This is a genomic window from Peribacillus sp. P4_C12, assembly GCF_056402095.1.
The window spans coordinates 1-12303 of sequence record NZ_JBFUIB010000015.1 but is presented as its reverse complement, the minus strand read 5'-3'; the positions used below and the strand labels follow the sequence as shown (position 1 = coordinate 12303).

The following is a 12303-nucleotide window of genomic DNA, read 5'->3' as shown; positions in this document are numbered from 1 at the left end:
CTCTAAACTTAATAGCCCGATTAGAAAACCAATTGTAGAAACTGGTTATTCCAATCGGGACGGGAATCATCCTTATGAAGTGGGCCTATTTTTGGGCATTCTTTTTTTTCTTTTTCATATAATTGATAGAAACGTACATCAATAAAAAAACTATGAATACGACACCTAAAAGTGGAACATATTCCGGATTTATATGAAAGGCATTGCCCAAATAATACCCTGCCACTATAAAAGGGACAGTCCAGAGAACAGTGCCTAGCAGGGAAAAGAGGAGAAATTTACAGAAGGGGATATGATTGATTCCTGCAAAATACGGACTAATTTGTCTTATTCCTGGTAGATAAAATCCAAATACAATTGTTTTTTGGACATTTTTCATATACTTTCCCTGTACTTTCTCCCAGCGATCATTTGTAATGCCCACGTATTTTCCAAATTTATTTATAAAATGATACCCAACGTATTTCCCACATACATAGGCGATAAGCATCCCTATAAAGGCTCCAAGAAATGCACTCAGCGTAGCTAAACCAAAAGAGAGCTTATTTTGTCCAATCAAGACTCCGATTAGAAATAGAAGAGATTCTTCTGGGGCGGGAATTCCCACAATGCCCATGAATAAAAAAAGAAAAATGATAAGATAGYCATATAAGTCAATAAAATGTAAGATACTATCTATATTCATAAAATCCCCTCGAATCAGTTTATAAGTCTTTTAATGTAATAAATTGTGTTCCCTTTTTTATTGTTTCTTGTAGGTAAACTTCCAAGGCTTCAATCATATATCGAGGTGCTTCTTTATCCGCCCCCAAGGTTTCCCCACAGTCATGGAGCAGGAGAATGGAACCTTCTGTTGACGTTTTTCGCAATTGATCAAGTAGGTCATTTTTGCATGTTTCCACTTTCCAATCTCCGAAAATGTCTGACCACATAATCACTTGATATTTCTTACTGGCTATTTGCGTAAACATATTAAAATGGCCCCATGGAGGTCTGTAAAAAGTGACTTTTTCATGGGTACATTCCATTATGGCCTTTTCAGTCATATCTAACTGTTTCCTTAAATGAAATGGCGAAAGGACCCAGCTTGAAATATGATCAAAATGATGGATTCCAATTGTATGTCCTTCTTCATGCATTCGTTTAATGATATCAGGGTTGTTTTTCACTTTACTGCCCACAACAAAAAACGAACCCTTTATCTTATACCTTTTTAAAAGGTCAAGCAATTGTGTCGTATATTCAGGGTTAGGTCCATCATCAAAAGTTAAGGCTATTCTATTATTCCTCTTGATATTTTTGGTTATGCCCAGTCCGGATACACGAATAAATACCGTTGGGACAATCGTATAAACGAGAAATAGCAATAATAAGATACTCAAGCTAATCATCATATTAGTGTTACTCACAGAACACCTCATTCTTGTATTTAGCGGCAAATTATCTTGCACTTCATCCATTCAAGTCTGAATTTAGCAAGAAGCAGATTACCTTTTAGGTAAGGACAATACCACCTCTGTTCCTTTTCCATCAGTACTAACCACTTTAATTTCCCCATTATGTTGATTCATTATATTTTTGGCTATCGACAAACCTAGCCCTGTTCCACCTGTCTCCCGGCTTCTAGCCTTATCCACCCGGTAAAAACGTTCGAAGATATTTTCTATTTCATTCTCAGGTATTCCAATCCCATAATCTTTTACCTTAATGACCGTAGAGTCTAACTGATCCTTTACATACACATCAATTTTGTCTGTACTATATTTGATTGCGTTATCTAAAATGATAATGATCACCTGTTTTATCTTCAATTCATCTGCTATAACCATAATGGAATCTTCTTGATAATGAAAATCTATTTCCCGATCATAGACTTCTTTGAATTGATTAAACACGTTCTGACATAAAGTTATTACATTCAAGGATTTATAATCTAAAGTATTTTCCAATTCTGTATCGGCTAATTCTAGCAGCCTTTCCGTCATTTTCTGTATACGGGTTGCCTCTGAATGAATTACATCTATAACATCAAGTGCTTTCTCTTCGTTTTGTATACGACGTCTTCGCAGTAGATCAGCATAACTTTTTATAATCGTAAGCGGGGTCTTTATTTCATGAGAAGCATCCGAAATAAATTGCTTCTGTTTATCCAAATTTGCATCCAATCTGCCCATCATCCGATTGAATGTAACAGCCATTTTTTGCAGTTCATCCTTTGTTTCATGTTGGATGATGATTTTTTTTGGTATACCGCTTTGTTCAATATCCTCCATCGTATTAATCATATTGGAAATAGGTTTCATAATTACATTCGATAACCACCTGCCGCCTAGCAACGATAACCCCGCCCCTAATAGCGTACAAAATGTCAGAATGGAAAGTAATACATCCTTCCCTAATTCCAGTCCTAGTAATCTATCTCCAATTTCTAAAGTTTCAACAACTTTACCTTCGGATAGAATAGGAACCCTAACAATTAATATTTGCTCTTCTTTATGCGCTTGTCTAATTGTACTTCTTTGCGATTCTTGTTCGCTTGAAAATTCTCCTTTAAATTTGGTAATCAAATAAGGGTCACTGGATACTTCGCTACTAATTTGAGAATCAGGTTGAATGATCCGTATAAATGAATGATTCGTTAAATATGTCGTTAATTTTTTTTCTATTTCTTGAGGAGAATCATCCATTTGAATTTCAGCAACAATATTTTGCGCTTTGTGAAGTAATATATCCTCTTCCATGTTTACAGTAATTTTCATAAAAGAAATAAATACAACAGCATTGACTGCAACCAACACACAGAGTATCCAAGCTGTCGTAATCAGGTTAATTTTTGTTGTAATTTTCATTACTTAATTCTCCCTTACTGTATAGCCAATTCCTCTTACCGTCTGAATAATCGTCGGATCAGAAAAACCTTCTTCTGTTTTCTTTCTTAAATGACGGATATACACATCGATTACATTGGTTTCCCCTTCATACTCATAACCCCATACATTAATCAGGATATTTTCTCGTGTCACTATTTTATTTTTATTGGATAGTAAATAAACGAGCAGATCAAATTCCTTCGGGGTTAGCGCGATAGAAAAATCGCCCCTGTTAACCTCCCTTGTATCGAGATTAATGAATAGATCCTTAATTGATAAGATCGATTCCTCTTCTTTTGAAGCTTTGGCAGCTATTGAATTCTGACGAATACAAGAACGTATTCTTGCCAATAACTCCTCGATTTCAAAAGGCTTCGTTATATAGTCATTGGCTCCCTGATCTAGTCCCGTCACCTTATCCATCGTAATATTACGAGCTGTTAATAGGATGATTGGCAGTAAGGTGTTCTCATTTCGTATTCTTCTTAAAACTTCAATACCATTCATCTCAGGTAACATAACATCTAAAAGTATTAAATCTAATTTTTCCTGTAATGCCGCTTCCAACCCCGCCTTACCAGTATGGGCCACAATCACTTCATACCCTTCGTACTCGAGTTCTATCTTTAATATCGTTGCTATCTGGACTTCATCTTCTACAACCAAAATACGCTGTTTCATTTAAAACCCTCCTACTTGAGTGCAATATGGAAAGTAAGCCACATCCACATGTATTTATCGAATTTAGCTAGGAACATTAGTTCCATCCTAAATACAGAAAATTGTCGTCCACTTATAATTCAATACCCTTCTATATTTGCTCCAAATTCCTGCATTTTACTCGCATCCATCAATTATTGAAATGCTCTTTCTACAATTTAGCATTATTTTGCTTTTAATTTCGCTTTTTAATTGATTTTTAATCCTTTTTTCAAGTTGCGTTAAGGTTGACTCGATATAGTGAATCTAGGGAACAATAGAACCAGCCAATAAGGTTTTATCGAAAACGAAATAAACCAAGAGAGGATAAGGAGGATTCATAAATGAATGATACAAAAAGCCCATCCATAGGGCGGCAGATGTTGAACAAGGTTCCGGAAGTCACCATTTACTTCTGGATCATTAAAATAATGGCAACAACTGTGGGTGAGACGGCTGCAGACTTCCTGATCGGAAATCTGAAATTGGGATTGACCAACACGACCTTAATCATGGCTGTCCTTTTGATCATAACGCTTTTCTTCCAATTCAAAGCGAGTAAGTATGTGCCAAGGGTTTACTGGTTCACGGTAGTGATGATTAGCGTTGTAGGCACGCTGATTACCGACAACCTCGTGGACAATCTCGGAGTCAGTCTGGTGACGACAACTATCATCTTTACAGTTGCGATGCTTGCGACGTTTGCGGCTTGGTACTCGAGTGAGAAGACACTGTCCATTCATTCTATCTACACGACCAAACGAGAAGCATTCTACTGGTTGGCCATCTTGTTCACCTTCGCCTTGGGTACGGCAGCTGGTGACCTCATAGCAGAAGGGCTCAACATGGGCTATTGGAAGTCCGCACTTATGTTCGCGGCATTGATTGGGGTGGTGACCATCGCCCACTACGGTTTCAAACTAAATGCAGTGCTTTCCTTCTGGATCGCCTACATCTTGACTCGCCCTCTCGGCGCCTCTCTTGGCGACTATCTGTCACAGCCTCGTAATAAGGGTGGCCTTGGTCTAGGTACGACAGGAACCAGTTTGGTCTTCCTCGTTATAATCTTGGGCTTGGTCGTCTATTTGACCAAAACCAAAAGAGATGAGAGCAAAGTTGTAGAGTAGAGGTAGGTCAAGTTCTGATAATTCAGCTGTCCATCACTGAACAGGTTATAGACCTCGTGGAAAGAGTACAATCATTTACTTTATACACCCTTCATGGTTCGGTAGATTGCACATGCCGGGTGCACAAAAGAAAAGGCCACCAAATTGGTGGCCTTTGTTATAGAATGAAATTTATCTTTATTTTACAAAACTGCGGCATTAATTCAAATCTTCAAATCCATATTTTTCAAAAACCTTGATAGAATCTTCGCTTTGAAGATAGTCGTAAAATAGCTGCGCTTCTTTTGGATGAGAACTATCCTTAATCATGCCTACTGGATAGATAATCGGGTCGTGTAAATCTTCCTTAGCTGTTGCGACGATATCAACTTTTTCAGAGTTTAAGGCATCTGTTTTATAAACTAGTCCTGCGTCTACATTTCCTGTTTCTACGTATGTAAGCACTTGGCTAACGTCCTTGGCATATACCAATTTACCTTCAATCTCTTTCCAAAGGTTTAGGTTTTCTAATGTTTGCTTAGCATATTGTCCTGCTGGTACTGACTCAGGGGTACCAATGGAAATTTTGGTAGCCTTTGTGATGTCATTTATTGTCTTGATTTCTTTATCCGATTCCTTTGGGACCACCAGCACCAGTTCATTTCCTACTAAGTCGATTCCATTTTTCTCTTCAATTAGGTCTTCAGCTACTAATTTTTCAAATTTATCTTCTGCAGCAGAGAAAAACAGATCCACAGGTGCTCCTTGTGAAATTTGTTGTTGAAGAGCCCCAGAAGCTCCTAAGTTATAGTTTACTGTCACATTTGGATTTTCTTTTTCAAAAGCAGTTTTAATGTCATTTAAGGCAGCTTGTAAACTCACGGCTGCTGACATCGTCAATTCTACTTTCTTGTCAGCTTGTTGCGTCTGCTTTTCTTTGCCTTTTTCTTTATCACTTGAACAGCCTGTGCCAACTATCACAAGTAGCATAATCGAGAAAATCATAAGATATATTTTTTTCAAAGTCTCTCTCCCTTTCTGACTAGTTATAACTAGTTATATCTAATTATAACTAGTATAAAGCAGATAAAAGGTTTTAATCAATGCCTTTTTTTGCTGTGAATTTACTTTTCAAAGGACTCTAAGCTACAATAAAGAATGGAGGGATGCACATGTCAAAAGAGCTTTCCTATACGATCGAGGAAGTGTCACAGCTTTTAAAGGTATCTAAATTGACGATTTATGATCTTGTTAAAAAAGGGGAACTGCCTGTATTCCGTGTGGGAAGACAGATGAGAATGGATGCAAAAGACTTGGAGATGTATATTAATAACAATAAGTCTAGTACATCCCCAGTTCCTGTTGCCGAACCCTATAAAAACGATGTGAAGGATTCTCTTAACCTTGTCATTAGCGGGCAAGATATGGTGTTAGATATACTAGGGCAGCACATTGAGAAGGACTCCAGCTATAAAACATTACGCTCTAACAAAGGAAGTCTAAGCGGGCTTATATCCATGTACAATGGGGATTCCGACATCGTTAGTTTACATATGTTTGATGGAGATACTGGGGAATATAATCTTCCTTATATAAAAAAGATTTTGGTAGGCTATCCTTATATTTTACTTAATCTGGTTTCAAGGAAAGCAGGTTTATATGTTAAAAAAGGAAATCCTTTAGACCTCACAAATTGGACTGATTTAAAACAAAAAGACTTGGCCATCATCAATCGAGAAAGAGGATCAGGAGCTCGAATTCTTCTTGATGAGCAGCTAAGGATTCACAAAATCCCTTCAAAAAATCTTAAGGGATATGATAACGAAGAGACCAATCACTTAAGTGTGGCTTCAGCTGTTTCTGCTGGGATAGCGGATGTAGGTGTGGGAATTGAAAAAGCTGCAAAAGTCGTTGGAATCGACTTTGTTCCATTAATTACAGAGCGTTATGACCTTGTTATTTTAAAATCTCCGAAAAACGAACAGCTTATAAACATTGTTAAGCGAATTTTATCATCAAATCCATTTCAAGCTGAAATCAAAGCTTTAGGTGATTATGATATTTCCCAGACAGGCTCTATCATTTACGAGACATATTAAACAGGAAGGCTACTGATTCAGCAGCCTTCCTGTTTAATATGCAGTTTTTTTACTATGTTAAAGAGCGCATTCTTCAATTTCAAAACCAAGGTCTTCGATAATGCCCCAATCCGCCGTAGGTTCTTGTCCAGCTGTTGTTAGATAATCGCCGACGAAGATAGAATTGGCTGCATAAAGTGCCATGGGTTGCATGGAACGGAGGTTCACCTCACGACCTCCAGCAAGACGGATTTCCTTACTTGGATTAACAAATCTCATCATCGAAATTAATTTCAAACATTTAGTTGGAGTCAACTCGGAAGTTCCCTCAAGTGGTGTACCGTCAATCGCATTGAGGAAATTACAAGGAATAGAATCCGCGTCAAGACTACGTAGGGATAGGGCAATCTCTACTGCTTCTTCATTAGACTCATTCATACCAAAAATGGCACCCGAGCATGGAGACATTCCGGCCTCTTTTACAGCTTCGACTGTATCTACACGGTCCTCATAAGTATGTGTGGATGTAATATTCTTATAATTATCTTGAGATGTATTTAAGTTGTGATTGTAGCGATGAACCCCAGCTTCAGCTAGCTTACTGGCATGCGTTTCATTTAAGAAACCTAGACAGCAGCATATTTTAAGATCAGTTGTCTCACGAATTTCTTTCACGGCTTCAATGACATGATCAATTTCCCTATTGGTTGGACGACGGCCAGAAGCAACGATACAATACGTGCCAGCTTTGCGACGAATTGATTCTTGAGCACCTTCAACAATCTTCTCTTTGGTCAGCCAAGCATATTTATCGATAGGAGCTTCCGACACGATTGACTGCGAACAATAGCCACAATCTTCAGGACATAGACCTGACTTCGTATTAATGATCATATTCAACTTAACCTTTTTTCCATAATAGTGCTGACGAATAAGGAAAGCTGCATTCAAAATCTCTAAAACCTCGTTTTCAGGTGCTTGTACAATAGCAAGTGCTTCTTCCGCTGTTACTTTATATCCTTTGATTACGTTTTCCGCTAGCATCTTCCAGTCCTTTTTCACCAATGTTTCCAAACCTAATCCCTCTTTTCTTATATGTTGTACATTCCATTCATCCTATGAATCTAGCTTATGTCTTTATTTAACGTCCTCGCCGCGATAAACTTCCTTGAAAATCAAACAACCTATTTGTATCTATTGGTACGGATTGTTCTGAACACGTCGATAACATGATTCATTTGTTCTTCTTGATGTGTCGCCATTAACGTAAGTCGAATGCGCGAAGTTCCAGAAGGTACCGTTGGCGGACGGATAGCTGGTGCATAAATTCCGTGCTTATGTAATTCTTTCGAAAGGAACATGGCCTGTTCCGGTTCTCCGCAAATAATGGCAAGAATCGGAGTTTCTCCCCCCGACACTGTGTAGCCAAGGGAGGTTAATTCATTATAAAGATGCTAGCTCATGGCTCGAATGCGTACTCTGCGTTCAGGTTCTGATTGAATGATATCGACTGCTGTAAGTGCACTTGCTACTACTCCTGCTGATAAGGCGGTAGAGAAGACAAACGGTCTGGCTCGATTTAAGACATAGTCAACTAAAGACCTGCTTCCAGCGATATACCCTCCTTCTGCACCAACAGCTTTGGAGAGTGTCCCCATCTCGATATCTATCTTCCCCTTCAGTCCAAAATGTTCAGAAGTTCCCCTTCCGTCTTTACCTAAAACCCCCGTCGCATGTGCGTCATCCACCATAACAAGTGCATCATAACGCTTGGCAAGTTCGACAATGCCTGGCAATGGCGCAATATCACCATCCATCGAAAAGACGCCATCCGTTACAATTATTCTTTTCCTGTAGCGGGTATTAATCTGGAGTTTCATTTCCAAGTCAAGTAAATCAGCATGACGATAAATGATAGTTTCCGCACGTGATAAACGACATCCATCAATAATACTGGCATGATTCATCTCATCGGATAAAACGAGATCGTCCTTACCAACAAGGGTCGTTAACGCTGCTATGTTAGCCATATACCCTGTGTTTAATACTATCGCTGCATCCGTTTGCTTAAACTCTGCCAGTCTTTTCTCTAGTTTTTCATGGACAATTGTATTGCCAGTGGTTAATCGTGAACCAGTAGAACCCGTACCAAATCTTTGAGTCGCTTGGACAGAAGCCTCAATTAATCGTTGATCATTGGCAACCCCTAAGTAATTATTGGAGGCAAACATCATCATTTTTTTTCCGTTCACCATGGCATATCCTTGATCGCTCATTGTTTCAACGGTTTGGAGTTGTCTGTAAAGTCCTCCTTCTTTAATCTTTTCTAGTTCCTTCTCCCAAATCATCTTTCATGAACCTCATGAAGCGATTGATATACATGATTCGTATATTCGTTACCTATGAGTGGAGCTTCTTGCCATTCTCGCTGATGACTGGATTTTCTTCGAAGAATTGTTTCATCAGAAAAAAAGGGCGCCACAAATACCGCTGTTTCTCTGGAAAGTTCATCCTGTATTAACATTTCTCCTGTCATATTTGTTCCCTCCAAGCTTTTATATGTTAACTGTATTTTAAAATAGTTAACATATAAATTGAATAATAACACACAAACAAAATATTGTTCAATTACTAATTTTCAATATTTTTCTAAGTCTGTCATTTTAATTGCGCTTTATATGTTAACTAAAATAATAAATGGTTGACATATAAAATATAAATCATGCACACTAATAGTGGGCATTTTACCTACCAATTTCAAATAAAGGAGGTTGAAAACTTGAAAGCTAAAACGATCTCTTATGTTGCCCTATTTACTGCGTTAACTGCCATTGGCGCCTTTATTAAGATCCCTATTCCCTACATACCCTTCACGTTGCAAATTCTAGCAGTCTATTTGGCAGGGGCGCTGCTAGGACCACGTCTCGGGTTACTTAGTCAATTATGCTACGTCTTAATCGGCCTTATAGGAGTGCCAGTGTTTGCCGAGGGCGGTGGTTTTGGCTATATATTTAAGCCCACTTTCGGCTATTTGCTTGGTTATATACTCGGGGCCTATGTGAACGGATGGTTGATTAACAGGTTTAATCTCTCCACGATTCGTTCCATTTTCTTCGCTAACCTAGCATCATTGCTGACTGTTTATTTATTTGGCTGTATATGGCTTTATGGAGCGATGAAGTGGGTTGTAGAAACGCCTCTTTCAATCTACCAGACAATTTTTTACGGCTTCTTATTACCTGCACCCGGTGATTTGTTGCTGTGTGTTCTATGTGCCATCATCATTCAGCAAGTAAGGCCGCGTATTGCACGATTTACAAACATAAAGGAGCTGAAACACCCATGGGCCAAGCCTACTTTATAACCGGAACTGGCACGGATATCGGAAAAACCGTCGCCACGAGTTTACTCTATATGTCTCTTCAAACAATGGGAAAAAGCGTCACAATATTTAAGCCGTTTCAAACAGGATTGATTCACGAAACGAATACATACCCTGACATCTCTTGGTTTGAGCAGGAACTTGGTGTAAAGGCACCTGGGTTTTACATGCTTGAACCCGAAACATCTCCACACTTAGCTATAAAGTTAACAGGGCAACAAATCGACGAGCAAAAGGTCGTGGAACGAGTTCACGAACTCGAACAAATGTATGACATTGTGTTAGTCGAGGGCGCTGGGGGATTGGCCGTACCACTCATTGAACGAGCGAACAGTTTCTATATGACAACCGATTTAATTAGAGATTGCAACATGCCAGTCATTTTCGTTTCTACAAGCGGTTTAGGATCGATTCATAATGTCATAACTACGCATTCGTATGCCAAATTGCATGATATTAGCGTTAAAACTATTTTATATAACCATTATCGGCCCGACGATGAAATTCATCACGACAATATCCTAACCGTTGAAAAGCTCACAGGACTCGCTGGCCTCGCCTGCATACCAACATTTGTCGACGTAAGAAAAGATCTGAGAGTCTACATACTTGATTTACTTAGTAATCATGAATTTACCCAACAACTAAAAGAGGTGTTCAAGAATGAATAGTCATGACTTAGAAAAATGGGATAAGGAATATGTATGGCATCCGTTTACACAAATGAAAACGTATCGAGAAAGTAAACCGCTAATCATTGAACGCGGGGAAGGGAGCTACCTTTTTGACGTAGAAGGCAATCGGTACTTGGACGGTTATGCTTCATTATGGGTCAACGTACATGGCCATAATGAACCAGAGCTAAACAACGCTCTGATTGAACAAGTTGAAAAAGTCGCACACTCTACACTACTAGGATCTGCAAATGTACCATCCATATTACTGGCTAAGAAATTAGCAGAGATTACTCCTGGTCATTTATCGAAAGTCTTTTACTCGGACACTGGATCTGCAGCTGTAGAAATCGCCCTTAAAGTCGCTTATCAATATTGGAAAAACATCGATCCTGTAAAATATCAACATAAAAATAAATTTGTCTCCCTGAACGAGGCGTACCACGGTGATACAGTTGGAGCAGTGAGTGTCGGCGGAATGGATTTATTCCATAGAATCTTTAAACCACTACTATTTGAACGGATTCCAACTCCTTCTCCTTATACATATCGCATGACTGAATACGGGGATCAAGAAGCAGTGAAAAACTATTGTATTGATGAGCTGGAAAAGTTGCTTCAAGACCAAGCAGAGGAAATTGCAGGAATGATTATCGAACCACTTGTTCAAGGAGCAGCAGGCATCATTACCCACCCTCCTGGCTTCTTAAAAGCGGTCGAACAATTGTGCAAGAAGTACAATATATTATTGATTTGTGACGAAGTAGCGGTAGGATTTGGTCGCACCGGTACATTATTTGCCTGTGAACAAGAAGATGTCGTCCCTGATATTATGTGTATCGGTAAAGGAATTACTGGCGGCTATATGCCTCTGGCGGCCACTATCATGAACGAACAAATCTTTAATTCTTTTTTAGGAGAGCCCGATGAACATAAAACCTTCTATCACGGCCACACCTATACAGGGAATCAACTAGCCTGTGCCCTGGCGCTGAAGAATATCGAACTAATAGAAAGACGAGATCTCGTCAAAGACATCCAGAAAAAATCCAAGCAGCTATCTGAAAAACTGCAATCGCTATATGAACTCCCGATTGTCGGTGATATCCGCCAGCGCGGCCTCATGATTGGAATAGAAATCGTTAAAGATCGCCAAACAAAAGAACCGTTCACAATCCAAGAAAATATTGTTTCAAGCATCATCCAAAACGCTCGGGAAAATGGTCTGATCATTCGGGAACTTGGCCCCGTCATCACAATGATGCCCATTCTTTCCATGTCAGAAAAGGAACTGAATACTATGGTCGAAACTGTCTACCGTTCGATACAGGACGTTTCTGTGCACAACGGATTGATCCCAGCAGCAAACTGATATAAAAAGAACCGGAAGATGAACTGCACCCCAATTGTTAGACAACATCTAATAATTGGAGGTGCAGTTTTTTTGACTAAATATACGATAGACGAAAAATCACATGCAGTTTTAGAGTACTT

Annotated in this window: 12 protein-coding genes and 1 pseudogene; 5 read left to right on the top strand and 8 right to left on the bottom strand. The window is 39.0% G+C overall.

Annotated elements, in window-relative coordinates:
- Positions 1–85: 85 nt before the first annotated feature.
- The 4 genes from AC1DUW_RS05420 to AC1DUW_RS05405 form a co-directional block, all read right to left on the bottom strand.
- On the bottom strand, positions 86–685 hold the full coding sequence (locus AC1DUW_RS05420) for a DedA family protein (protein WP_477642151.1): 600 nt from the start codon (positions 683–685) through the stop codon (positions 86–88).
- A 19-nt stretch (positions 686–704) separates the two neighbouring features.
- On the bottom strand, positions 705–1409 hold the full coding sequence (locus tag AC1DUW_RS05415) for a polysaccharide deacetylase family protein (RefSeq protein WP_236694983.1): 705 nt from the start codon (positions 1407–1409) through the stop codon (positions 705–707).
- 78 nt (positions 1410–1487) lie between these two features.
- Complete coding sequence (locus AC1DUW_RS05410; protein ID WP_053347844.1) at positions 1488–2849, bottom strand: sensor histidine kinase; 1362 nt, start codon at positions 2847–2849, stop codon at positions 1488–1490.
- A gap of 3 nt (positions 2850–2852) precedes the next feature.
- Positions 2853–3551, bottom strand: a complete 699-nt coding sequence (locus tag AC1DUW_RS05405; RefSeq protein WP_053347845.1) for a response regulator transcription factor — start codon at positions 3549–3551, stop codon at positions 2853–2855.
- A 362-nt stretch (positions 3552–3913) separates the two neighbouring features.
- Between AC1DUW_RS05405 and AC1DUW_RS05400 the strand changes: the two genes are divergently transcribed.
- On the top strand, positions 3914–4696 hold the full coding sequence (locus AC1DUW_RS05400; protein WP_053347846.1) for a COG4705 family protein: 783 nt from the start codon (positions 3914–3916) through the stop codon (positions 4694–4696).
- Between the two features lie 198 nt (positions 4697–4894).
- Here the strand turns inward: AC1DUW_RS05400 and modA are convergent, their stop codons facing one another.
- Positions 4895–5698, bottom strand: a complete 804-nt coding sequence (modA, locus tag AC1DUW_RS05395; RefSeq protein WP_477642150.1) for a molybdate ABC transporter substrate-binding protein — start codon at positions 5696–5698, stop codon at positions 4895–4897.
- A 149-nt stretch (positions 5699–5847) separates the two neighbouring features.
- Here modA and AC1DUW_RS05390 point away from each other — a divergent pair, with 149 nt between their 5' ends.
- Complete coding sequence (locus AC1DUW_RS05390) at positions 5848–6774, top strand: helix-turn-helix transcriptional regulator (protein ID WP_053347848.1); 927 nt, start codon at positions 5848–5850, stop codon at positions 6772–6774.
- Between the two features lie 57 nt (positions 6775–6831).
- Here the strand turns inward: AC1DUW_RS05390 and bioB are convergent, their stop codons facing one another.
- From bioB to AC1DUW_RS05375, 3 genes and pseudogenes are all read right to left on the bottom strand, one after another.
- A complete protein-coding gene (gene bioB, locus AC1DUW_RS05385) occupies positions 6832–7797 on the bottom strand; it encodes a biotin synthase BioB (protein ID WP_057215436.1) in 966 nt (321 codons plus the stop codon).
- Positions 7798–7937: 140 nt separating this feature from the next.
- Positions 7938–9101: pseudogene (bioF, locus tag AC1DUW_RS05380) on the bottom strand (8-amino-7-oxononanoate synthase).
- Entirely contained in the window at positions 9098–9289 is a 192-nt protein-coding gene (locus AC1DUW_RS05375; RefSeq protein WP_056521093.1) for a hypothetical protein, read from the bottom strand. Before AC1DUW_RS05375 ends, bioF begins: the two are co-directional and overlap by 4 nt.
- Before the next feature lie 243 nt (positions 9290–9532).
- On the opposite strand from AC1DUW_RS05375, the gene AC1DUW_RS05370 reads away from it, so the two are divergent.
- From AC1DUW_RS05370 to bioA, 3 genes are read left to right on the top strand one after another with little or no spacing between them, the layout of a single operon-like run.
- Positions 9533–10117 carry a biotin transporter BioY gene (locus AC1DUW_RS05370; protein ID WP_053347851.1) on the top strand — a complete coding sequence of 195 codons (585 nt, stop codon included), beginning with the start codon at positions 9533–9535 and terminating at the stop codon, positions 10115–10117.
- Positions 10096–10806: a dethiobiotin synthase gene (bioD, locus tag AC1DUW_RS05365; protein WP_053347852.1), complete on the top strand. Its 711-nt coding sequence runs from the start codon at positions 10096–10098 to the stop codon at positions 10804–10806. Before AC1DUW_RS05370 ends, bioD begins: the two co-directional genes overlap by 22 nt.
- Positions 10799–12181 (top strand): adenosylmethionine--8-amino-7-oxononanoate transaminase, encoded by a 1383-nt coding sequence (gene bioA / locus AC1DUW_RS05360; RefSeq protein WP_477642149.1) that lies wholly within the window; start codon positions 10799–10801, stop codon positions 12179–12181. The genes bioD and bioA overlap by 8 nt, the downstream gene beginning before the upstream one ends.
- Positions 12182–12303 lie beyond the last annotated feature (122 nt).